Here is a 23540-nt window from a genome sequence, read left to right on the forward strand (position 1 = left end):
TTTTTAGCTACCCCCACAAGCGGGGTAGCTAAAAAAGCCCCGTCCCAAATTAGCTACCCTGTTCCGCTGTAACTCGTGGTGAGGTCGTGGGCCTAAAAAGGTGTGCGTGCGCTTGCCGTTCGTATCTGCTATCATTCCTAGTCTGTGCGCTCATGCGGGCGTGGCGGAATTGGTAGACGCGCCAGATTTAGGTTCTGGTGGGATTCCCGTGAAGGTTCGAGTCCTTTCGCCCGCACCAACGCACCTGCGTCGGCCTCGGCCGTCGCGACACTTTGTTGCATAAAGGTACCAGCACCTCAGATAAGCTGGGCAGTATGAGGAGGAACGTGTTGAACATCACCGCTTCTGACGTCAAGGACGCCAAGCTCACCGCTACGGTCACCATCCCGGCCGCCGACGTCGACGCCGCGATCAAGAAGGCCTACAAGGACACCGCCAAGAAGTACCGCTTCCCGGGCTTCCGTGCCGGCAAGGCTCCCCGTCCGGTCATCGACGCTGCTCTTGGCGCCGAAGCCACCCTCGCTCAGGCCACCAACGATCTGATCGCCGCCAACGAGCCCGCCGTCCTCAGCGAGCTGGACATCGTCCCCACCAAGAACGGTGACTACAAGGAGCTCGACCTCGCCAAGGATCACGAGGACTACACCTACACCGTCGAGTTCTCTCTGCGTCCTGCCGCCGAGCTCTCCTCCTACGACGCCGTCGAGATCGAGATGCCTCCCGCGGAGGTCACCGAGTCCGAGATCAACAACCAGGTCGAGATGCTCCTCAACTACCGCGCTACCTTCGAGGACGTCGAGGATCGCGCCGTCGAGGCCGAGGACTACGTTACCGTCGACCTTAAGGCCGTCGAGAACGCCGACAACTTCGCTGCCGAGGGCCGCATGCTCATCGCCGGTAGCGACAGCAACCCCAAGGAGTTCAACGAGGCTCTGATCGGCGCTAACGTCGACGACGTCAAGACCGTCACCTGGACCGACGAGGTCGAGGAGGGCGAGGAGGCCGAGACCCACACCGTCGAGGTCACCGTCAAGGGCATCAAGGTCCGCAACACCCCCGAGCTCACCGACGAGCTTGTCAAGTCCGACTTTGGCTTCGACAGCATCGACGCTATGCGCGACGCCATCAAGCTCGAGATCGAGCAGGACAAGGCTTCCCGCCTTCCGGCCGAGAAGGAGAACCGTTGCGTCGCCGCTCTCGCCGAGCGTCTGCAGCTCGAGGAGATGGACGCCGACTACGAGCAGTCTGTCTTTGAGGAGCTTGGCCAGAACTTCCTGTCCAACCTCGCTGCCCGCGGCATGACGCTGGACACCTGGCTGCCCGCTTCCGGCCTGACCATGGAGCAGTTCATCGGCGACCTGCACAAGCAGGCCAACGACGTTGCCCGCGAGTCCCTGGCGCTCGACGCCCTCGCCCGTGAGCTCAAGATCGAGGTCACCGAGGACGACGTCAACGCCGAGTTCGAGAAGGCCGGCGTCAAGGACGTCGAGGCTTCCAAGGCCGAGTTCATCGCCGATGGACGCATGCCTGCCGTCCGCGAGTCCATCCGTCGCTCCAAGGCCGTCGACCACCTGGTCGAGAACGCCAAGGTGACCGAGGTCGACGAGACCGCCAAGGACGCCGAGTAATTCTCGCCACCTTTCCCGCGAGCGCATGCAGGCGCCCGTGATGGGGTAAAGTTATAAACCGGTTATTCGGTTGCTTCGTACGGTGCCAGCCAATGCATAGCATGCGGGCACCGTACGTTTATCTAGAACCAATTTGGTCCGCAAGAGAGAAATGGAGATGCGTATGATCGCTAAGTTCGATTCCGCCCTCGTGCCATACGTTATCGAGCAGACGCCGCGCGGCGAGCGCAGCTACGATATCTATTCGCGCCTGCTCAACGACCGCATCATCTTCTTGGGCGAGGAGATCAACTCCGTCAGCGCCAACCTGGTCGTTGCCCAGCTGCTGCATCTTGAGAGCCAGGATGCCGAGAAGGATATCTCGCTCTACATCAATTCGCCCGGTGGCGAGGTCTACTCGGGCCTGGCGATTCTGGACACTATGAACTTTATCAAGCCGCAGGTCTCCACCATTTGCGTCGGTATGGCCGCGTCTATGGCCGCCGTGCTGCTTTCGGCCGGCGCCAAGGGCAAGCGCTTCTGCCTGCCGCACTCCAAGGTCATGATTCACCAGCCCAGTGGCGGTGCCCAGGGTCAGCAGACCGAGATCGAGATCGTGGCCGAGGAGATCAAGAAGACCCGTCGCGAGCTCAACCAGATCTTGTCCGACGCCTCGGGCCAGCCGATCGAGAAGGTCCAGGCCGATACCGAGCGCGACAACTACCTGACCGCTACCGAGGCGCTTGACTACGGCCTGATCGACCGTATCGTCACCTCGCGCGATCTTGCCGCGAAGGACGCCTAGGATGGCCGGTAACATGCAGGACAACTTTGACGAGAACGGCAACCCCATCCGCTGCTCCTTCTGCGGAAAAGAGCAGGGTCAGGTGCGCCGCCTTGTAAAGGGCCCTACCAACATCTTTATCTGCGACGAGTGCGTTGCCGCCTGCTCTGAGATCTTGGAGGAGTCGCTGGCTTCGGACTTTATGGATGCCGCCTGCAACGGCAAGCTGCCGGGCTTCCTCAACGACCACGGTCAGGCTGCCGGGCAGCCTGCCATGGATCCCGAGGCCGAGGGCTTTGAGCTCGAGGACGACGTGCGTCAGGTCATTACGCACGTGCCGACCCCGCACGAGATCTATGACGAGCTTTCGGCCTATGTCATGGGTCAGGAAGACGCCAAGCGCGCCATGTCGGTTGCCGTGTACAACCACTACCGTCGCGTGATCGAGGGCGGCGCCGCGCTTTCGGCCTTTGACGAGGCCTCGGGTGCGGGTTCGCGGCTCGACGACGATATGGACGAGGTGGAGCTCGCCAAGTCCAACATCTTGCTGCTCGGTCCCACCGGTACCGGTAAGACCTTGCTCGCCCAGACGCTCGCGCGCATCCTCGAGGTGCCGTTTGCCATCGCCGACGCCACCGCACTCACCGAGGCCGGTTACGTGGGCGAGGACGTGGAGAACATCCTGCTCAAGCTCATCAATGCTGCCGATGGCGATATCGAGCGTGCGCAGGTCGGCATCATCTACGTGGACGAGATCGACAAGATCGCCCGCAAGGCCGAGAACCTCTCCATCACCCGCGACGTTTCGGGCGAGGGCGTTCAGCAGGCGCTGCTTAAGATCCTTGAGGGCACGGTGGCAAGCGTTCCGCCCACCGGCGGCCGCAAGCATCCCCAGCAGGAGCTGCTGCAGATCGACACGACCAACATCCTGTTTATCTGCGGTGGTGCCTTTGTGGGTCTGGACAAGATCATCGCCGATCGCGTGGGCAACAAGGGCGTGGGCTTTAACTCCGAGATCGCCGGCCCCACCTCGGTCGACGAGAACGACCTACTGCGTCAGGTGCTTCCGCAGGACCTCAACGCCTTTGGTATGATCCCCGAGTTTGTGGGACGTACGCCCGTCGTCACCCAGACACAGGCGCTCGACGAGGACGACCTGGTATCGATCCTGACCGAGCCAAAGAACGCCGTTGTGCGTCAGTACCGCAAGATGTTCCAGCTCGAGGACGTTGAACTTGAGTTTGAGGACGCCGCCCTGCACGAGATTGCCCGCATGGCGCTTGCCCGCAAGACCGGCGCCCGCGGCCTGCGCTCCATCTGCGAGGACGTGCTGCAGCAGACGATGTTCGACCTGCCGAGCGAGGAAGGAGTCGCCAAGGTCATCGTGACCGAAGCCTCCGTAAAGGGCACCGAACAGCCCCAGCGCATCTACGGGTAAACCTGCCAAAAAGGGACAGGTTTATTTTGGCAGGTTTTATCAGGGAGAATGATGTTTGCCCATATAAAACCGACCAAAATAAACCTGTCCCTAAATGGTAGGTTTCGCAAATGTGAATTTGAATAGCCTCCGACCACCCGCGGTCGGAGGCTATTTTATATATACGCAATAACCCCAACTACCTGTGTTATTCTGTGTGATTGTTTAAGCCTCAGCGAAGTCGTATCAGACTGAAGTAATCGATACCTAAGGGGAGGAATGCAGACCCTGGCGGGCCTACATTCCTCCCCGGTGGGACGGGAGAGATATATGGAAGAGATGCCCAAAAACTACGATCCGTCGACCAACGAGCCGGCGATCCTGCAGAAGTGGCTCGACGGCGGCTACTACAAGCGCCGTGAGGGCGTGGGCGACTGCACTGTCACCATTCCGCCTCCCAACGTGACCGGCAAGCTCCACATGGGTCACGCCACCGACGATTCCATCCAGGATGCCATCATCCGCATGGCCCGCATGCGCGGCAGGTCCACCCGCTGGGTGCTCGGTACCGACCACGCCGGTATCGCCACGCAGACCAAGGTCGACAAGAAGCTCAAGAGCGAGGGCATCAGCCGCCTGGAGATCGGCCGCGATAAGTTTGTCGACGCCTGCTGGGATTGGACCCACGAGTACGGCGGCATCATCGTCGAGCAGATCAAGCGTATGGGCTGCTCCGTCGACTTTGATAACGAGCGCTTTACCATGGACGAGGACTACGCCCAGGCCGTGCGCAAGGTGTTCTGCGACTGGTACCACGACGGCCTGATCTACCGCGGCAAGCGCATCGTCAACTGGTGCCCCAACTGCACCACCGCCATCTCGGACGACGAGGCCGAGTACAAGGACGAGAAGGGTCACCTGTGGCACCTGCGCTACCCGCTGACCGAGCCGGTCAACGGCCAGGACTACATCGTCGTCGCCACTACGCGCCCCGAGACCATGCTCGGCGACACGGGCGTGGCTGTCTCCCCGAAGGACCCCGAGAAGGCCGCCTTTGTGGGTAAGACCGTCAAGCTCCCCATCGTCGACCGTGAGATCCCCATCTTTGAGGATTGGCATGTCGACGCCAACTTTGGCTCCGGCTTTGTCAAGGTCACCCCGGCCCACGACCCCAACGACTACGCCATGGGTCAGGCCCACGACCTGCCGCAGATCAACATCTTTGACGAGCATGCGGTGGTCGTCGAGGGCTACGGCGAGTTTACCGGCATGACCCGCGAGGAGTGCCGTGAGGCCGTCATCAAGTGGTTTGAGGAGCACGACCTGCTCGATCACGTCGAGGATCACGATCACTCCGTCATGCACTGCTACCGTTGCGACTCCGCACTGGAGCCGTGGCTGTCCGAGCAGTGGTTTGTGGCCGTCGACAAGCTCAAGGGGCCGGCGCTCGATGCCGTCAACTCCGGCAAGGTGACCTTCCACCCCGCGCGTTGGACGCAGACCTATACCACCTGGATGGAGAACCTCAAGGACTGGTGCATCAGCCGCCAGCTTTGGTGGGGCCACCGTATTCCCGTGTTCTACTGCGAGGACTGCGGCTGGGAGGATGCCCTTACCGAGGACACCGACGTGTGCCCTAAGTGCGGCGGTCATCACGTGCATCAGGACGAGAACGTGCTGGACACCTGGTTCAGCTCGCAGCTGTGGACTTTCGCCACGCAGGGCTGGCCCCAAAAGCCGGAGCTGCTCGAGGGGCATCACCCCACGACGGCACTCGTCACCGCGCGCGACATCATCGCGCTGTGGGTCGCCCGCATGGTCATGAGCTCGCTGTACTTCCTGGACGAGGTGCCGTTTAAGGACGTCGTCATCTACCCGACGATTCTTGCCAAGGACGGCAGCCGCATGTCCAAGTCCAAGGGCAACGGCGTTGACCCTATGGACCTCATTGGCATGTACGGTGCCGACGCCATGCGTTACAACCTGCTGACGCTCTGCACCAACAACCAGGACGTCAAGTTTGACGCGAACATCGACAAGAAGACCAAGAAGCTTATCGACAGCCCGCGTACCGAGCAGGCCAAGTCGTTTGTGACCAAGATCTGGAACGCGAGCCGCTTCCTGCTTATGAACATGGAGGGCTACACGCCCGGCGAGCCCGTCGTAGAGACGCCGGCCGACGCCTGGATGTTCAGCCGTCTGGCCAAGGCCGTCAAGATGGTCACAGAGGGCATCGAGAACTACACCTTTGGCGACATGGCCCGCGGCGTTCAGCAGTTCTTCTGGAACGAGGTCTGCGACTGGTACGTCGAAGTCACCAAGGCGCGCCTGAAGGGCGAGGGCCGTCTGCAGGCGCAGCGAAACCTGATCTTTGTGCTCGATACCTCTATTCGCCTGATGCACCCGCTCATGCCGTTTGTCACCGAGGAGATCTGGGACAACATGCCGGCGAGCGTGCTCGACCTGGACGCCGAGGGCAACGTGGACCGCGCCGAGGCGCTCATGATCGCCAAGTGGCCCGAGCCCGCCGACTATGTCAAGTATGTCGACGAGGACGCCGAGCGCGCGTTTGAGCTGTGTCGTACCGTTGTTTCTGCCGCCCGTGCCACGCGTTCGCGTTATCGCTTGAGCCCCAAGGCCGAGCTCGACGTGGTCGTGCGTGCCGGTGCCGAGGACATCGAGAAGCTCGAGAGCCTGCGCTCGACCATCGAGCCACTGGCCAATACCGCCTCGCTGGTCATGGGTACCGATGTTGAGAAGCCGGCTGCGAGCATCGCCGTGGTCGACAGCGGCGTCGAGGTCTTTGTGGTGCTCGAGGGCAAGGTTGACCTTTCGGCCGAGAAGGCACGTCTGGAGAAGGAGATTGCCGCGGCCCAGAAGGAGCTCGCCGGCTGCGAGAAGACGCTCGCCAACGAGGGCTTTGTGGCCAAGGCCGCGCCCGCGGTGGTCCAGAAGAAGAGGGACCGTGCAGCTGAGCTCAAGGAGATCCTGGAGGCGCTGACTGCTCAGGTTGCTGACTTCTCGTAAGGTTTACTCGGGGGCGCGGTTTGGGGCATTGCTCGCTACTGCGGACAGTCCTGCTCGCACGAAGGCCACATTAAGTGGCCTTCGGCTCGTGCGGAACTTGTATCGAGCAAAGCCCCAAACCGCTCCCAGGTCGTTTACGTGGTTGTTTGCAACTGGTTAGTTAGGGCCACTTGGTCGTGGCCTTGATTCTGCTGCAAAGCGATGTTTGGCTGATATTTTGAATGGGAAGGGCTCGTTGTTGATTCGGGCCTCTTTTTATGTTGAGGGGACTTTGGGTTATGGCTAAGCGTTCTGGGTCGTATGTCGTTCCTTTCTCGTTTGATTTGCTTTCGTTTAGTGAGGCTGTGGGGCTTGCTGCCGATACGGGGCGGATTTCTGGGGATGCTGGTCCTCTGCTCGAGACGGTTGTCGATATGCTCGATGAGCTGGGGCGGCCGGACGAGTACTTTGATTGCATTCAGGTTGCCGGTACCAATGGCAAGACTTCGACGACGCGTTTTTCGGCTGCTATCCTTCGCGGCGAGGGACTCAAGGCTGCGCTTTATACGTCGCCGCAGCTTGTTCGCTATCCCGAGCGCATGGAGGTCGATGGGCACGTCGTGAGCGATGAGGCGTTTGCCCGTGGCGTTTCTGCTGCTGTTGAGGCGGGGCATCGAGTGAATGCGCGCCGCGTGGTGGCGGGGGAGCGTGCCTATACCATCACGCCGTTTGACCTGCTGACGGCCGCCGCGCTTGTGGTGTTTGCCGAGGCTCGCGTGGATGTTGCCGTGCTCGAGGTCGGCATGGGCGGTCGCTGGGACGCCACGAGCGCGACCGATCCCGTTGCCGTTGCCATCACGGGCATCGGACTCGATCACACGCGCATTCTGGGCGATACGCTCGAGGCCATTGCGGGGGAGAAGGCCGCCGTCATTAAGCCCGGACGCCTGGTTGTGCTGGGCGAGGGCACGCATGAGCCGAGCGTTCAGCGCGTTATGGACAACCGTTGTCGCGAGTGTGGTGTGGTGCCGCTGGTGGTGAGCCACGCCACGACCAAGGTGCCGGCGCATGTGGGCGATACGGTTGAGTTTAGCTGTATCACGCCGCGTGCGATTTATACGTCGAGCATGGTTAAGCCAGCGTATCAGCCGCAGAATGCCGCGTGCGCGATTATGCTCTGCGAGGGGTATCTGGGTCGCGAGCTCGACCACGAGGCGCTTGATGCTTCGCTTATGGGCTGCCCCACGCCGGGCCGTTTTGATGTGTTGGGAACCGACCCGCTCAAGCTGATCGACGCCTGCCATAACCCCCAGAGCTGCGAGAATTTTGTGAGCGCCTTGGACGAGATCGATCCGTGCGTAGAGAATCGCCCCACGTTGCTGTGCGCCGCGCTGGCAGACAAGGACGTGGCGGGTATCGTCGACGTGCTGATCCCGGCCTTCCCGCGCGTGGTCGTCACACAGACCGATTCCGATCGCGCCCTGCCGGCGGAGGAGCTTGCTGCCCTGGTGGACTCCGATAAGCTCGCAGGCGTGTACCCCAGCGTGTCCGAGGCCCTCGCGGCCTTTGAGGCCGCAGGCGAGCCCTTCATAGCAGCAGGCACCATCACCCTGGCCGGCGAAGTTGCCGGTCTGCTCCGCTAGATCCCTTCCGCAGGGTAGCTAGTTTGCCTGCTCGCCACGAAATGGGCCTATCTACTACGTTTGACCGGCTACCCTCAACCATGCCGAGAATCGCAAAATCAAAACCGCAGGTAGAAGGCTTGTAAATTTTCAAAAAATACCCGCATGGTCGCCCCATGCGGGTTAAACGTAGTAGATAGGCCCATTTCGTGGCGGCATTCATGTGATGCGGCAAAGGGGCTGTCCCTTTGCCGCATTGCCTAGTCTAGGCGGACCGGATCGTGGGGGTAGGCGTTGAGGATCTCGACGCCGCTCTCGGTGACCAGGGCAAGGTCCTCGATGCGGACGCCGGTGCGGCCGGGGAGGTAGATGCCCGGCTCGATGGAAAACGTCATGCCCGGCTCCACGACCTGCTCATTGACGAGCGAGACGTCACCCGGCTCGTGGTCTTGCAGGCCGATCGAGTGTCCCAGACGGTGCGTAAAGTACTTGCCATAACCCGCGTCCTCAATCACGTCGCGCGCGGCACGGTCCAGGTCGCACATGCGCACGCCCGGGGCGATGAGCGCCTCGGCGGCCTCGTTGGCGCGGCGCACGATGTCGTAGATGCGTGCCGTCTCCTCGTCCGGCTCGCCCCAAAAGAACGTGCGCGTCATGTCCGAGCAATAGTTGCGGCGACGCCCGCCAATGTCGAACAGCACCACTTCGCCACGCTTGAGTACCGTATCGTCTGGCTCGTGGTGCGGGTCGCCGGCGTTGGCGCCAAAGCTCATGATGGGCGGAAAGCTAAAGCCCTCGCAATCGTGCTTGCGATACAGGCCAAGCATCTGGTCGGCGATCTCGCGCTCTGTCACGCCTTCGTGGACGAGCTCGATCGCGTCGGCCATCACGGCGTCGTTAGCGGCCGAGGACACGCGCATAAGCTCCTGCTCGCCGGCGTCTTTGTAGGTTCGCGCGGCGGTCACGGCAAAATCGCCTAGGAAGAATTCGCTCGCGGCATGGCGCTCCATGAGGGGCATTAAGAAGCCGGAGCGCATGACGGTGTCGATGCCGAGCGGTTTGGTCGGATCAACCTCGCGAGCGATGGCGTCGGCCACGACGTCGGTATCGGTGTGGTACGCGACGCGGGCATTGTCATACTCGGGCAGCTGATGCAGCGCGTTGACCAAGATCACGGGCTCGCTACCGCGTGCGAGCAGTACGCCGCAAAAACGCTCGAACATATCGGCATAAAAGCCGGTCAGGTAATAAATCGACCACGGGTCGTTTACGAGCAGCTGCGCGCCGGGGTGCTGAGCCTCGAGCGCATCGAGCACGCGTGCCACGCGCTGGTCATCGATCTGTGCCATACATCGTCCTTTCGTTAGGTTGCCACCATGGTATCCCCAATGCCAGGGTAGTCAATTTGGGACGGGGCTATTTTAGCTGCGTCAAACATGCGAGCTGATAGGTAAAAGTAGTCAATATGGTCCCGTCCCAAATGGGCTGGTTTCAAAACTATGGCGGATTACGGGGCTGGACCTGTATTACTTGACCATGGGAATAATCGAGAAATTAAAACCGCAGGTAGAAGGCTTATCAAAAATCGAAAATTGCCGGTATGGGTGGGGGTCTCCGAATCAGCCCCGTAATCCGGCATAGTTTTGGAATGGCACTAAAGTAGGTACAAGCTAAATACCGATCCCAAGGCAAGTTGCGGTGGAATAGTTCCTTGATGCCGGGGTTTTGACGGAAATCGGGAATTATTTCACCGCAATTGAGGAGGGGCGGGGCGGATGCGGGGTAGCTAAAAGAGCACCGTCCCAAACGAGCTGCTTAGGCCGGGTCGATGTCCATGCTGGCGATGAGGTCGGTACCGGTGTCTAGGAGGTTGGGGAGGACTACATCGCCCATGCGGATGGGGGCTTTGACCACTAGGCCGCGGATGAGGTCCATGGTCTGGGCATGGATTTGGAGCGGGATGGCTTCGGCCGTGCGGACGGGCAGCAGCGCCTCGTCGCCGCCTGATACCGCCACGGTGGTAGTGAGGACGCGCATGGGGCAGGTGAGCTCCTGATGTGCGAACTTATCGCCGCGCGGGCAGCTGTTGCCGGTCACGGCGCGCACCGTCGCCACGCGGTCGTCGGCCCCGCGCTCCACTTCCACCGTAAGGAGGCACTCGGATGGGCAGGTGGTGCAGTTGAACTGTAGCGTCTCGATCGCATTTGTGCTCATGGCTATGCCTCCTCGACGGGCTCGACGGAAAGGATAATCTCGCTGGCACCCAGGTCGAGCGCTCGCTGTATAACCTTTGCCGGCAGCGGGAAGCTTTCCATAACGCTCGGTTTAAACGCGCGGACCTTGCCCGTAAGCAGTTCCTCGTCGCCCGCCAGAATGCGCACGCGGGCGGCATCGACCGGCCGGCGCACGCGGAAGTTGAGCCTGGTGAGTGCCACGGCCGTAATGCGTCCCGGCAGCGCGTAGCCGGCAATGTCGGCAGGGGAGACCGTGAGCTGGCAGCCAGCGCCCGTCTCGACATCCGTGCCGGTCCCCAGCGCGTACGTCGCTGCAGCCGCACCGGCACGCTCGGACTCGGCCGTCACGTTATCGGCCAGGTCGTGCACGTGCAGCACGTTGCCGCAGGCAAAGATGCCTGGCACGCCCGTCTGCAGGCTCTGGTCCACCACGGCGCCGCGCGTGCGCGGGTCAAGCTCAACACCCGCGCCTACCGAAAGCTCGTTCTCGGGAATCAAACCTACCGAAAGCAGCAGCGTGTCGCACGGAACGATGCGCTCGGTCCCCGGAATGGGCGCCAGATTTTCGCCGACCTGGCTCACCTCGACGGCCTCCACGCGGTCGTGCCCAATCACGCGCGTGACGGTGGTGGACAGGTGCAGCGGAATGCCAAAATCGTCCAGGCAGTTCTTCACATTGCGGCGCAGGCCGTTGGCGTATGGCATAAGCTCGTACACGCCCTCGACCGAAATCCCCTCGAGCGTGCAGCGACGCGCCATGATGAGCCCAATGTCGCCCGAGCCTAAAATGACGGCGCGCGAGCCGGGCTTGAGGTTGTCGATGTTGATGTATCGCTGCGCCAGGCCGGCGGTAAACACGCCAGCGGGGCGGCTGCCGGGAATCTTGATCTCGCTGCGCGTGCGCTCGCGACACCCCATGGCAAGGACGACGGCGCGCCCGGTGAGCTGCAACATGCCGGCGGGGCTCATGAGCGTGACGGTGTGTGCCGAGGCTTCGCTCGCCGCGCCACTTGTGCCCGTGCCTGCGACTTTGTCCTCGCTTGAGTCGATCCCAATCACCATACTGTCCAGGAACAGTGCGATATCGGTTTTGCGCACCTGGTCGATAAAGCGCTGTGCGTACTCGGGACCGGTCAGTTCCTGCTTAAAGTGTGAGAGGCCAAAGCCCGGGTGGATGCACTGGCGCAGGATGCCGCCCAGGTGCTGCTCGCGCTCCACGATGGCCACGCGCGCTCCGGCCTTGTGTGCAGCAAGTGAGGCCGCCATGCCGGCAGGTCCGCCGCCGATAACGACTACGTCGAACGCCTGCGTAGGTACTGTTTCAACGGCATCGCTATCAATCGCGCTCGATTTGAATTCTGCCATCCTAGCGCACCCCCTTCAAAGGTCCCTCAACGAGCCACGAGCCAGTGTCCTCCAGCAGCACCTCGCTGGGATCGCAGCCCAGCTCGCGGGCCAGAATCCGCACCACGCGGCTCTGGCAAAAGCCGCTCTGGCACCGACCCATGCCGGCGCGGCAACGGCGTTTGACGCCCTCGACCGAGACCGCACCCGGGCGGCGTCGAATCGCGGCCACGATCTCGGCCTCGGGCACCGTCTCGCAGCGGCAGACGATCTGCCCCCACGCGGGGTCGGACTCGATCAGCTCTTCCTTGCGCGCAAGCGGCGCACGGTCGAAGTCGTCCGGCGCGCGGCGAATCGGATCCCAATCGGCCCGCTCGCGCAAAGCAACGCCCGCCTCGCGCAGCACCTGCTCCATTCTCTCGGCAATGGCCGGAGCGCTCGCTACGCCCGGCGACTGAATGCCCGCCGCCTGGAACAGCCCCGGCACCACGGCGGACTGTTCAATAAAAAAGTCGTTCGTTCCCTTAATGACCGGACGCCCGCCGGCAAACGCTCGCACCACGCGGCGCGTATCCAGATCGGGCACCAGCTTGCGCGCGCCGCCCAGCAGCGCGTCGACATCGCTCGCATAGGTCTGCGTGTCGCCGGGCTCGCGCACGGCGGCGGTCGCGGTGATCACGGTGTTGCCGTGGACGGTGCCCGTGACGATGACGCCCTTGGAAACCGGCGTGGGAACGGGGTAGAGCGGCATGAGTGCACGCGGCTCCTTGTCCAGCACCACAATGTTGCCCTGGCGCCAGACCATCTGGAACTCCTCGGCGCCCGCCATATGCGAGATGTCTGCGGCGCCGTTGCCCGCCGCGTTAATCAAATAGCGGCAGCGCACATCACCGGCCGGTGTCACCAGCGTAAAACGAGCGGTCCCGTCACCGCTCCTGTCGCCAGCGCCGGGAGCTACCTCGATCGTCTCCACCGGTGCGGAGCGCACAAACGTCACGCCGTTGGCTACGGCGTTCTCCATCGCGGCGATGGCGACCTCAAACGGATCGGCATAGCCGGTCGAGGGACACCACAGCGCGCACGTGGCCTGGGCGCTGGCGCGCGGCTCCAGCTCGTGGATGCGCTCGGCCCCGATGATCGCCAACTCGGGTACGCCGTTTGCCAGCCCGTTGCTTTGCAGCTGCTCCAGCTGCGCGCGGTCTTGGTCGCTAAATCCCAGTACCATGGACCCGGTGCGACAAAACAAAAAGCCCAGCTCCTGGGCCCACGTGCCATATAGCTCGCAGCCGCGGGCGTTGACCTGGGCCTTAACCGTGCCCGGCGCCGGATCGTAGCCGGCGTGCACCAGGCCACCGTTGGCCTTCGACGCGCCCAGGGCAATGTCGTTGGCCGCCTCGACCACGCAGATGGACAGGTCATAGCGTGCGAGCTGCCGCGCGATGGCGCATCCGGTGATGCCCGCGCCCACAATCGCGATATCAAACGTTTCTGCCACAGTGCCTCCAAGACGAGTTGACAGGCTGTCAATAAGGCTATCCTACGGTGTGCGCATCCCCCGCGCAGCGGCAATGCGGCGAACAGCCCCGCTGCATCCGCCAACGGCAGGCGAGGGGAGACTCAGGTCAATCGGTGACCTCGTCTGGCACCCCTGTTGTCAAAGGTTTGTCTCGTTCTGTAACGGTAAGCAGAAGAGTTGGGTTCCAGATGTTACAGATCGAGACGTTTGCCAGGCGGGCCCTCTGTTTGTCTTAATTTGTAACAGTAAGAGTAGAAAATCGGTCCTATGTGTTACAGATTGAGATTTAAAGTCAGGGAGAGGTCATCTGTCTCGATCTGTAACATCTTGGGATCGATTTGGGGTCTAGATGTTACAGATTTAGATGAACCCATCAGTCGGTTTCGAATGTCTAAATCTGTAACAGTTAGACCTGTTTTTGCCGAGTTGTTGTTACAGATTGGGATATTGAGATTGGACATTTTCCTTTGTCTTGATCTGTAACAGATAGAAGGGTTTCTGGCCCCTAGTTGTTGCAGATTGAGATATTTAACGGAGGGCTCACCGTTCATCTTGATCTGTAACAGTAGGGACTGATCCTGGAGCCAAGATGTTACAGATTGAGATTTAAGTCTGGGAGAGAACGGTTTGTCTAATTCTGTAACATCTGGACCAGGATTCCGCTCTCACCTGTTACAGATTGAGATGTTTCTATCCGCCCATGCCTGCGACCTGCCAAATCGTTAACCCCCGTGTTACACTAACTCGAGTTGTAACTATCCCGAAAGGCCCACCTTATGTCCAAGTACATCTCTGAGCTCATGTCGCCGCAGCTTATGGGCGTCATCTATGCCTTTGTTGGCTTTATCATCGCCCTGTACGTGCTGTCGGTCGTCTATGTGTTTATTGACGCCCGCCGCCGCGGCGCTAGCGCTTACGTGGCATGGGGCATCATTGCCCTCATCCCGTTTGTAGGCCTCATCGCCTACCTGGTCCTGCGCCCGCACTCCTATGCGGCCGACCGCGAGGAGCAGGAGCTGGACATGGCCTTGCGCGAGCGCCAGCTTGCCCAGTACGGCACCTGCCCGCAGTGCGGTGCGCCCATCGAGAAGGACTTTGTGGTCTGCCCGGTGTGCGATACCCAGGTTCGCAACGTGTGCCCCAGCTGCCATCGCCCGCTCGACGCGCACTGGAAGGTCTGCCCCTACTGCCGAACTCGCATCCAGTAGCGCATCCATCGCCGGGCCGGCCGCAAGCCACGGGCCCCGCGCGCCGCGCGCAAGCCGCACGCAGCCCCGCCCCCACACGATGAAGCATGCGTAGAAAATCGCCCGCCGTGCCATTCAGGTGCGGCGGGCGCTTGTATACCTAGGTAACCTGCCTATAATGATGCAAGTCAAAACGCACGCGCCGGCAAGCGCAATGCACACCGCACGGCGCCAAGCAGCACTTGCACCAGGCATCCGAGAGGAGAAAACATACCCATGAAGGCACTCTACAATGACGGTTCGGTGGCCGAGCTCCCGCAGGACGAGGTCACGCACGTCATCCGCCACTCCGCCGCGCACATCATGGCGCAGGCCATCAAGCGCCTGTACCCCCAGGCCGACTTTGCCTACGGTCCCGCGACCGACAACGGTTTTTACTACGACGTCGACCTGCCCGAGGGCGTCAAGATCAGCGAGGACGACTTCCCCGCGATCGAGGCCGAGATGAAGAAGATTTGCAAGGAGAACCTCAAGTTCACCGTGTACGAGAAGCCCCGCGCCGAGGCCATCGCCCTTATGGAGGAGCGCGGCGAGAAGTACAAGGTCGAGCACATCGGCGACCTGGACGACGACGCCCGTATCACCTTCTACCAGCAGGGCGACTACATCGACATGTGCGTCGGCCCCCATATCTGCTACACCAAGGCCCTCAAGGCCTTTAAGCTCACCGGCGTCTCGGGCGCCTACTGGAAGGGCGACAAGGACAACAAGATGCTCACCCGCATCAACGGCGTCGCCTTTGCCACCAAGGAAGAGCTCGACGAGCATATGCACATGCTGGAGGAGGCCAAGAAGCGCGACCACCGCAAGATCGGCCGCGAGATGGACCTCTTTATGATGCGCGATGAGGCCCCCGGCTTCCCGTTCTTCCTGCCCAACGGCATGATCCTTAAGAACACGCTGCTGGACTACTGGCGCGAGATCCACCACAAGGCCGGCTACGTGGAGATCTCCACGCCGCTCATCATGAACAAGCAGCTGTGGAAGACCTCGGGCCACTGGGACCACTACAAGGACAACATGTACTCCACCGTCATCGACGACGAAGAGTACTGCATTAAGCCCATGAACTGCCCGGGCGGCGTGCTGGTGTACGCCTCCAAGCCGCACTCCTATCGCGAGCTGCCCATTCGCGCCGGCGAGATTGGTCTGGTGCACCGCCACGAGCTGCGTGGCGCCCTGCACGGCCTGTTCCGCGTGCGTTGCTTTAACCAGGACGACGCCCACCTGTTTGTGCGCCCCGACCAGCTGACCGACGAGATTGTGGGCGTGGTCAACCTCATCGACTCCGTGTACCAAAAGTTTGGCTTTAAGTACCACGTTGAGCTTTCCACCCGCCCCGAGGACTCCATGGGTTCGGACGAGGACTGGGCTCGCGCCGAAGAGGGCCTGCGCACCGCTCTTGAGCAGCTGGGCATGGACTACGAGGTCAACGAGGGCGACGGCGCCTTCTACGGCCCCAAGATCGACTTCCACCTGGAGGACTCGCTCGGCCGTACCTGGCAGTGCGGTACCGTGCAGCTCGACTTCCAGATGCCGCTCAACTTTGACCTGGAGTACGTGGACGCCGACGGCACCAAGAAGCGCCCCATTATGCTGCATCGCGTGTGCTTTGGCTCCATCGAGCGCTTTATTGGCATTCTGATTGAGCACTTTGCGGGTAAGTTCCCCACCTGGCTGGCTCCCGTGCAGGTCAAGGCGCTTCCGGTCTCCGAGAAGAGCCGCGACTATGCCCACGAGGTGTGCGCCAAGCTGGAGGAGGCCGGCATTCGCGTGGTCTGCGACGACCGCGACGAGAAGATCGGCTACAAGATCCGCGAGGCCCGCAGCATCGACCGCGTGCCCTATATGCTCATCCTGGGCGAGAAGGAGGTCGAGGCCGGCAACATCTCCGTCCGCGATCGCTCCAACGAGACCGTCCAGTTGAGCGTCGATGAGTTTGTGGCCAAGGTGACCGAGGAGATTAAGACTCGCGCCTAAGGCGAACAAAACAACAATACGTATAAGGCGACCGTCCACAAAGGGCGGTCGCCTTTTTTAATGCCCAAACAAAAAAAGCCGCTGGATGAGCGGTTTTTTGCACAAAAAGGTACAGGTTTTTGTAGAGGGGTATGGAGATGTGTCTGCTTGCGCAGCAATTTGCGTAATCTGGGAAATCGGCCTGAATTAACTCGTATAATGACCTGTATCGAAAGATACGAAAACCTGTACTTTTGCGACTGCGCCTAGCTGCGAGCGAGAAGCCTGTTCTAAACGCCCCTGCATTTGCGTGCATCGCAAAGCCAAAAGAGGGGGCGAGAACATGGAACAGACGGCACGGCGCCAAGAGCAGCTGCCCGGCGCATTTAACGGCGCCACCACCAACAGCCAGCACGGCCGCGTCCGCTGGTATCTGGTCCACACCCCCAATGGAAAAGAGCGCGAGACCTGCGAAAAGGTTCGCCGCATTATCCCGCACAACCTTATGCAGGACGCTTTTGTGATGCAAAAGGAGTTCTGGTTTAAGCGGGACGGCGCATGGTCGCTCCAAACCAAACCTATGTATAAGGAATATTTCTTCGTCGCCACGCACGATGCCGCCGCGCTCGATAGGGCTTTGGCTCAGCTGAGCTTTGGCTGTCGCATCGCCGGCAGCAGGGAGCGGGCGTATGCGCCCATGCCGGACGATGCGCAGGACTGGTACCGCAGCGTGCTCGACGAAGACGGCGTGGTACGCAACAGCGTAGCGCGCATAGAAGACGGCGTGCTGCACATAGAGCAGGGGCCCTTGGTGGGGCAAGAGGCCCGTGTAAAGAAGATCGACCGTCATAAACGCTGGTGCCTGGTGGACGTGGGCGATGGCGATTCCACTTTTAGGGAGCTGCTTGCGTTGGACGTCCCCAGCAAAACGTAAGGGAGACGTTGCACCAGCTATTCGTTCGCATCTTTGAATTTACCGATTGGGGGATCCCTGGGGGACGGGGACGTAAGTTTGACTGTGACTGCTAAGGAAATGACAGAGAGCAGTGCATCAGTGGGGAATGCACTGGCTTTCAATCAGATTAAGCCCAGCGGTACGCTTGGCTATCGCTTTGTTAAGAGGCTGTTTGACCTTGTGTTCAGTCTTTTGATGAGTGTTCTATTGCTTATTCCTATTGCTGTGGTGTGCGCACTTATTAGCCTTGAATCGCCCGGCAGCCCTATGTATACGCAAGAGCGCGTTGGCAAGGGCGGAAAGACAATCAGGATTTTTAAGCTTCGCAGCATGGTCGCCGATGCTGGCAATGTGCAGAAGTATCTAAGTCCCGAGCAGCTACATCAGTGGGAAGTCGAGCGCAAGGTCGATGATGACCCCCGCATTACCAAGGTTGGTCTATTCATTCGCAAATGCTCTATCGACGAGATGCCTCAGTTTCTCAATGTGCTAAACGGCGACCTTTCTGTTATTGGGCCTCGCCCCATTACAAGGGATGAGCTTGAACAGCATTTTACGGATGAGGAGAAGGCTGAATTGCTTTCTGTCCAGCCTGGCATTACTGGGCTTTGGCAAGCAACGGATCGAAATGAAGCGACGTTCGAGAGCGGCTTGCGACAAAAGATTGAACTTCGTTACGTTCAAAACCGCTGTTTTCGAATGGACTGGAAATGCTTCACGGGCACCTTTGGTGCAATGTTCGGCAAGGAGAGGACGGGTCGTTAAATGCAGACAACTGATACTTGTTCTTACAGTGTATTGATGAGCATTTACAAAAAAGAAAAACCCGCCTTTCTGATTCAGGCTTTAGACAGCATGCTAAATCAAACGGTTTCTCCTTCTGAAATCGTCATGGTCAAGGATGGTCCGCTTACACGCGAGCTTGAAGACGTGCTTTCAGATTATGACTCTGAGCACCCAGGTCTCTTTAAATTTATTTCCTATGATGAAAATCATGGGCTGGGTTATGCCTTGCGTCAAGGTATGCTCGCTTGCTCTAATGAAATCGTTGCACGTATGGATACAGACGATGTAGCTCGTTCTGACCGTATGGAAAAGCAGCTTGCCGCTATTAATAGAGGACTTGATATGGTCGGGAGCGACGTTGTTGAATTCGTTGAATCACCCGATAAGCCCATCGCTTCTACTGATCTTCCCAAGGGTATGGATGCTATCTCCATCTACTCAAAAAGACGCAATCCCTTTCGCCACCCTCCGATGACATTTAGAAAGTCGAGGGTTATGGAGGCTGGTAACTACAGTTCCGATTTTCTGTATTTCGAGGACTGGGACCTTTTTAACAGGATGCTTGCGTGCGGGTGCAAGGCGGATAACCTAGGTGAACCGCTTGTGGCGATGCGCGTAAGCGATGATTTTTATGCCCGTAGGGGAGGAGTTCAATACCTTAAGTATGCCAAGGCTTTTAAAAGGGCACAGGTTGAGCGTGGGTATTTCACCAAGCGCGATTATTTTTGTTCCTATTACCCGCATGCCATGGTTTGTTTGATGCCCAACTCACTGCGCTCTTTCGTTTATCGTGTCGTTCTCCGGCGTAAGGGTGATAGGGTTGAGTAAGATCGTATGCAAAGTTCCTGCGCCGATTTCTTATCCGGCTGGTAAACGTGTGCTCTGCTACGCCGAGGCATGGGGCCAAGGCGGAATCGAGACATTTCTCATGGAGCTCTTTCGCCGGCTCCAAGGAAAGTGCGTTTCTTTTTCGCTGTACTCATGTTGGGACTGGAATGATTCGTTTGACGACGAGCTTGCTAAGTTGGGAATCGATCGCTATACGGTTTTCCCTGGGCATAAACCAGGGCAGCTAAAAAGGCTCTGCGATGGATCCAAGGGTTTTGCTGAATTAGTAAATACTATGAGTCCAGATGTGGTCTACATCAATACCATGAACGGCATGGGGTTCCTCTACTCCGAGGTTGCAATGAAGTGCTGTGTTCCCGTGCGCGTTGTCCATTCTCATAACTCGGCTTTTGGATCTGGACAAGCAGCGGCTAAGGCGGTTATGCATGCCTTTGGAAAAACCGTTCTCAGCGGCAGCGCTACCGCTTGCCTTGCCTGTTCGAGTGATGCTGGTCGTTATCTTTTCGGCAATCGCCCGTTCGAGGTCGTTAACAATGGGATTGATACTGAGCGCTTTAGATTCGATGCTGCAGCTCGTGCTGAGATTCGCGAAAGCTTCGATATTCCACAGAATGCGTTCTTATTTGGAAACGTCGGACGTATCGCTGAGGTAAAGAATCCCTTCTTTCAGATTAGGGTTTTCGCTGAGATTCTAAAGCGTGAGCCAAATTCTTATTACCTGATGGTGGGCGAGGGGGATTTGCGTCCGCAGGTCGAAGAATTGGTTGACGAGCTGGCCATTAGAGAAAAAGTCATTATGCCGGGATATCTTCCCGATCCGGCTCCCGTCTACTCGGCCCTTGATTGTTTTCTTATGCCATCGCTATTTGAGGGACTTGCGATTGTGCATATTGAGGCTCAATGCTCAGGCTGCACCATTGTATGCTCGGAGGCTTTGCCTTCGGAGGCTCATGTGACGGATGTCGAAGCCTCACTACCGCTCTCTGCCGGTGAGCCTGCCTGGGCGGATAGGGCCGTTGAGATGGTTCGAATGTCGATAGATAGGGATATCTACGCCGCACTTGTTCGCAGTGCGGGTTTTGATGCAGACCACTGCGCGTCTATTGTCCGAAAGCATTTGTTGGATAGGGTTAGCTGTGATTAAAGTTCTTCAGATAGTGCCTTCGCTTGCATCGGATTCAGGCGTGACCCGCTTTGTTCTCAACATGAATCGATATATCGATAGGGACCGTTTCCATTTTGATTTTTTTCATCATTCGTCTGAATCGGGTCGGCTTATTTTCCCCAACAGTCTTGACGATGAATTGAAGGCAGAAGGTTCTTCAGTATACGTTGTCTCGCATGGTAAAACGTCACCCTTTGAGTTTGCTCGCGAGGCGACCGATGTTCTAGGAAAAGTTGCAAGTAAGTATGACATCGCACATTGCCATGTGCCTAATAATGCTTTCGTAACCCTTCGAGCGTGCCGGCGCGCCGGTGTGGGTGTGCGAGTTATCCACAGTCACCTTAATAGTTCATCCGACAATGCTATCCATCGCTTGCGAAACGCCCCGCTTATTGCGTTCGGTAAGCGTTTTGCAAATGCATATTCTGCCTGTTCTAACGAAGCGGGCAAATACTTGTTTGGCAATGTGCCTTTTGAACTCATAAACAACGGTATTTGTCTTGATGATTTTGCATATAGCATTAACGCCCGTGAAAACCTGCGTGCAGAACTTGGTATTTCTGAGAACGCTCCGGTGATAGGTTGCGTGGGACGCTTCGTTAAACAAAAGAACTATTCTTTTGCTATTGATGCGTTTGCGACTTATATCAAAGTGGTGCCGGAAGCTCGCTTGGTTATTCTCGGCGATGGAGAGGGGCGTCGCGCGCTAGAAGACAAGATTGCTTCTCTTGGTCTTTCAGACAAAGTGTTTTTGCCAGGTGTTCGTAGCGATGTCGCTCGCTTTTATTCGGTTTTTGACGTGTTCTTTATGCCTTCCCTATATGAAGGACTGCCCATTTCTGCTGTCGAGGCCCAGGCGGCTGGCTTGCCGTGCGTGTTTTCGACGAATGTTCCCGCCGAAAGCGATGTTGCTGGGAATGGCAGGTTTGTCGATCTGGAATCTTCACTGGAAGACTGGGCCACGGAACTATCTGCCGCTATCGAAGACGGGCGCGACGCATTCGCTGGAGAAAGGTTGGCTAAGGCCGGCTATTCCGCAGAGGCAAATGCAGAAAAACTGATGGAGTATTATGAGGAACTTTTGAAACGGGTTTCTGGTAAGTGAGTGGCGGGGTCAATAATAATGAAACAAGGTGTAAGGCAAACTGGCGTGAGGGCTAAGAATTCAGTTCATCCGTATAGTCATATTGGCTGGATGGCGCTTAGTGACAATTCGACATTTCCAGATAATTATAAAAAGTCGTATTTATTCGCATTTTCGTTGTATTTTATCGCCTACAACCTAAATTTCACTACCTTTCGCGACCTTAGCTTTCTTCATCTTGATTTGTTTTATCTTGGAGTCAGGGCGTTTTGCACGGTAGTTTTGACAGCTCATATTTTGCGTTTGGGTTTTTCACGGTGGCAGATTGCTCTGTTTTCTATCTGTGCCTGCGTGGTTATCTCGTCAACAGCGTTTTCGGGAAGTTGGAATATTTTCTTGCTCTTCCTGTTTGTTGTTGCCGGAAAAGGTGTTGACGTTCGCGATGTTGCTTCAGTTTCTTTCTGGTGCTCGCTTGGAGTAATTCTTGTAACGGTATCGGCGGCTAGCGCTGGTTATATTTCGTCGATTACGATGAATTCTCTAAACAACACGCTTAGGCAGGCTCCTGGTTTCACACATCCCAACAGTCTTGGTGTCCTTTTGCTTTCTATGACATGTGCTTTTACGGTTCTGCGGTTTCGAAAAGCAACCATTGTTGACGTGATATTTTACGGTTGTATGTACTACTTGTGCCGTGTTGTGGTTTTTTCCAGAACTTCAGCTCTGTGCATACTGTTATTAGCATTTTTGGCAATTCTTGCAACCCTCTTGAGGGGAAAAGCTTTCGATCGATTGCTCATTGCACTGGGAATCGGTGCTTTCATTATTTTGAGTCTGTCGACTTATTATTTTATGTATTCCTATAATCCTTCTGTAGGCTGGATGCGTGAGCTCGATTCTGTTCTTTCAGCAAGACTTGCCTTAATGCATTATTTTACAGTTTCGTTTCCGCCGTTGCCGTTCGGTTTTGATTTCGATGATGCCTTTATTCGATTTGGCAGTTTCAGTACCTTTTTGGTTGATAATGCATATGCGCATATAGTTCTTGAGTCGGGTATCCTTGTGGCTATTCTTATGTATGTTGCATGGCTTGCAACACTTGTGCAAGCTTTTCGTTGCGGCAGGCTAAGCCCGGCTATATTCGGTTTAATCATCTTTTCATTCGTTGCTTTTTGTGAGACCTCTGCTTTCTTTATCTGTATCAACTTTAATTTAATCGGTATTTCCGAGGCTATTTACTCTATGCAGCGAGAGCATTCAGGTTCGACTTGCAAAGATGAGGTTTTTCATGGCTAGAGACTATTTTGGGATTATCCAGAGGAAGATTCGCGAGCAGACTAATCCTTTATTTGTAAAGAGTCGTCGTCAGCGTTTAAATCGTTGCGATTTTTCTATTATTTCAAATAATTGTTGGGGTGGGTCTGTCTATCGCTATTTTGGACTTCCGTACCAGTCGCCGACGGCAGGTCTTTATTTTTTCGCTTCCGATTACGTTAGGTTCTCTGCGAACCTCAGACACTACCTTGCTTCACCCCTCGAGTTTATCGATGCTCATGAATCATTGCATTGGGACGTTTTGAAGAATCGAGGGGAAGTTGATAAACCGATTGCCTTAATCGATGATATTGAGATTGTTTTTCTTCACTATTCAACAGCGAAGGAGGCTGCTGAAAAGTGGTACAGACGTGTTGACCGACTCAATTGGAACAACCTGTTTATCAAGTTTAGCCAGATGAATAGTTGTACCGAGGAAGATCTCCGTAAGTTCGATGAGATCAGTTTTCCCAACAAACTATGTTTCACTGCGACACGTCGACCTGATTTAGAATGTGCTGTCTTTCATCCTGCCTCGGTTAATGAAGGTCAGATACTAAACGATACAGACAGATTCTCGCAAGGTCTTGATCTGTATGATTGGTTAAATCGTGAGCCCGCTTCCTATCCCTTTGGATAAATAATCGATTT

18 protein-coding genes and 1 tRNA gene are annotated in these 23540 nt (G+C 57.6%); 15 read left to right on the forward strand and 4 right to left on the reverse strand.

Going from position 1 to position 23540, the window contains the following annotated elements:
- Window positions 1-154 precede the first annotated feature (154 nt).
- The 6 genes from ACTNBB_RS07360 (at window position 155) to ACTNBB_RS07385 (ending at window position 8457) form a co-directional block, all read left to right on the forward strand.
- A tRNA-Leu gene (locus tag ACTNBB_RS07360) sits at window positions 155-238 on the forward strand.
- An 88-nt stretch (window positions 239-326) separates the two neighbouring features.
- Window positions 327-1628 (forward strand): trigger factor, encoded by a 1302-nt coding sequence (tig, locus tag ACTNBB_RS07365; protein WP_441056154.1) that lies wholly within the window; start codon window positions 327-329, stop codon window positions 1626-1628.
- A 163-nt stretch (window positions 1629-1791) separates the two neighbouring features.
- Entirely contained in the window at window positions 1792-2412 is a 621-nt protein-coding gene (locus ACTNBB_RS07370; protein WP_441048648.1) for an ATP-dependent Clp protease proteolytic subunit, read from the forward strand.
- A gap of 1 nt (window position 2413) precedes the next feature.
- The gene (clpX, locus tag ACTNBB_RS07375; RefSeq protein ID WP_154515377.1) at window positions 2414-3829 is read left to right on the forward strand and encodes an ATP-dependent Clp protease ATP-binding subunit ClpX; all 1416 of its coding nucleotides are present in this window, start codon (window positions 2414-2416) and stop codon (window positions 3827-3829) included.
- Window positions 3830-4138: 309 nt separating this feature from the next.
- Entirely contained in the window at window positions 4139-6835 is a 2697-nt protein-coding gene (locus tag ACTNBB_RS07380; protein WP_441053877.1) for a valine--tRNA ligase, read from the forward strand.
- A 278-nt stretch (window positions 6836-7113) separates the two neighbouring features.
- On the forward strand, window positions 7114-8457 hold the full coding sequence (locus ACTNBB_RS07385) for a bifunctional folylpolyglutamate synthase/dihydrofolate synthase (protein ID WP_441056152.1): 1344 nt from the start codon (window positions 7114-7116) through the stop codon (window positions 8455-8457).
- 239 nt (window positions 8458-8696) lie between these two features.
- Here ACTNBB_RS07385 and ACTNBB_RS07390 read toward each other — a convergent pair whose 3' ends face one another.
- The 4 genes from ACTNBB_RS07390 to ACTNBB_RS07405 form a co-directional block, all read right to left on the reverse strand.
- Window positions 8697-9785: a M24 family metallopeptidase gene (locus ACTNBB_RS07390; RefSeq protein WP_441056150.1), complete on the reverse strand. Its 1089-nt coding sequence runs from the start codon at window positions 9783-9785 to the stop codon at window positions 8697-8699.
- A 466-nt stretch (window positions 9786-10251) separates the two neighbouring features.
- Window positions 10252-10650 (reverse strand): DUF1667 domain-containing protein, encoded by a 399-nt coding sequence (locus tag ACTNBB_RS07395; protein ID WP_441056148.1) that lies wholly within the window; start codon window positions 10648-10650, stop codon window positions 10252-10254.
- Window positions 10651-10652: 2 nt separating this feature from the next.
- Window positions 10653-12035 carry an NAD(P)/FAD-dependent oxidoreductase gene (locus ACTNBB_RS07400; RefSeq protein ID WP_441056146.1) on the reverse strand — a complete coding sequence of 461 codons (1383 nt, stop codon included), beginning with the start codon at window positions 12033-12035 and terminating at the stop codon, window positions 10653-10655.
- 1 nt (window position 12036) lies between these two features.
- Complete coding sequence (locus ACTNBB_RS07405; protein WP_441056144.1) at window positions 12037-13509, reverse strand: NAD(P)/FAD-dependent oxidoreductase; 1473 nt, start codon at window positions 13507-13509, stop codon at window positions 12037-12039.
- Between the two features lie 797 nt (window positions 13510-14306).
- Here ACTNBB_RS07405 and ACTNBB_RS07410 point away from each other — a divergent pair.
- From ACTNBB_RS07410 to ACTNBB_RS07450, 9 genes are all read left to right on the forward strand, one after another.
- Window positions 14307-14738 (forward strand): double zinc ribbon domain-containing protein, encoded by a 432-nt coding sequence (locus ACTNBB_RS07410; RefSeq protein ID WP_006234085.1) that lies wholly within the window; start codon window positions 14307-14309, stop codon window positions 14736-14738.
- A 255-nt stretch (window positions 14739-14993) separates the two neighbouring features.
- Window positions 14994-16757 (forward strand): threonine--tRNA ligase, encoded by a 1764-nt coding sequence (thrS, locus tag ACTNBB_RS07415; protein WP_441056142.1) that lies wholly within the window; start codon window positions 14994-14996, stop codon window positions 16755-16757.
- Window positions 16758-17079: 322 nt separating this feature from the next.
- Window positions 17080-17670: a hypothetical protein gene (locus ACTNBB_RS07420; RefSeq protein WP_441056141.1), complete on the forward strand. Its 591-nt coding sequence runs from the start codon at window positions 17080-17082 to the stop codon at window positions 17668-17670.
- A 99-nt stretch (window positions 17671-17769) separates the two neighbouring features.
- Window positions 17770-18456: a sugar transferase gene (locus ACTNBB_RS07425; RefSeq protein ID WP_441071064.1), complete on the forward strand. Its 687-nt coding sequence runs from the start codon at window positions 17770-17772 to the stop codon at window positions 18454-18456.
- Entirely contained in the window at window positions 18457-19305 is an 849-nt protein-coding gene (locus tag ACTNBB_RS07430) for a glycosyltransferase (RefSeq protein WP_441056139.1), read from the forward strand.
- On the forward strand, window positions 19298-20470 hold the full coding sequence (locus tag ACTNBB_RS07435) for a glycosyltransferase (RefSeq protein ID WP_441056138.1): 1173 nt from the start codon (window positions 19298-19300) through the stop codon (window positions 20468-20470). Before ACTNBB_RS07430 ends, ACTNBB_RS07435 begins: the two co-directional genes overlap by 8 nt.
- Window positions 20463-21596 carry a glycosyltransferase gene (locus tag ACTNBB_RS07440; RefSeq protein WP_441056137.1) on the forward strand — a complete coding sequence of 378 codons (1134 nt, stop codon included), beginning with the start codon at window positions 20463-20465 and terminating at the stop codon, window positions 21594-21596. The genes ACTNBB_RS07435 and ACTNBB_RS07440 overlap by 8 nt, the downstream gene beginning before the upstream one ends.
- A 45-nt stretch (window positions 21597-21641) precedes the next feature.
- On the forward strand, window positions 21642-22871 hold the full coding sequence (locus ACTNBB_RS07445) for a hypothetical protein (protein ID WP_441056136.1): 1230 nt from the start codon (window positions 21642-21644) through the stop codon (window positions 22869-22871).
- Window positions 22864-23529, forward strand: coding sequence for a DUF1919 domain-containing protein (locus tag ACTNBB_RS07450; protein WP_441056135.1), 666 nt, complete (start codon window positions 22864-22866; stop codon window positions 23527-23529). Before ACTNBB_RS07445 ends, ACTNBB_RS07450 begins: the two co-directional genes overlap by 8 nt.
- The last annotated feature ends 11 nt before the right edge of the window (window positions 23530-23540 follow it).

Source organism: Collinsella sp. HCP28S3_B9 (assembly GCF_052066095.1).
GTDB lineage: Bacteria > Actinomycetota > Coriobacteriia > Coriobacteriales > Coriobacteriaceae > Collinsella.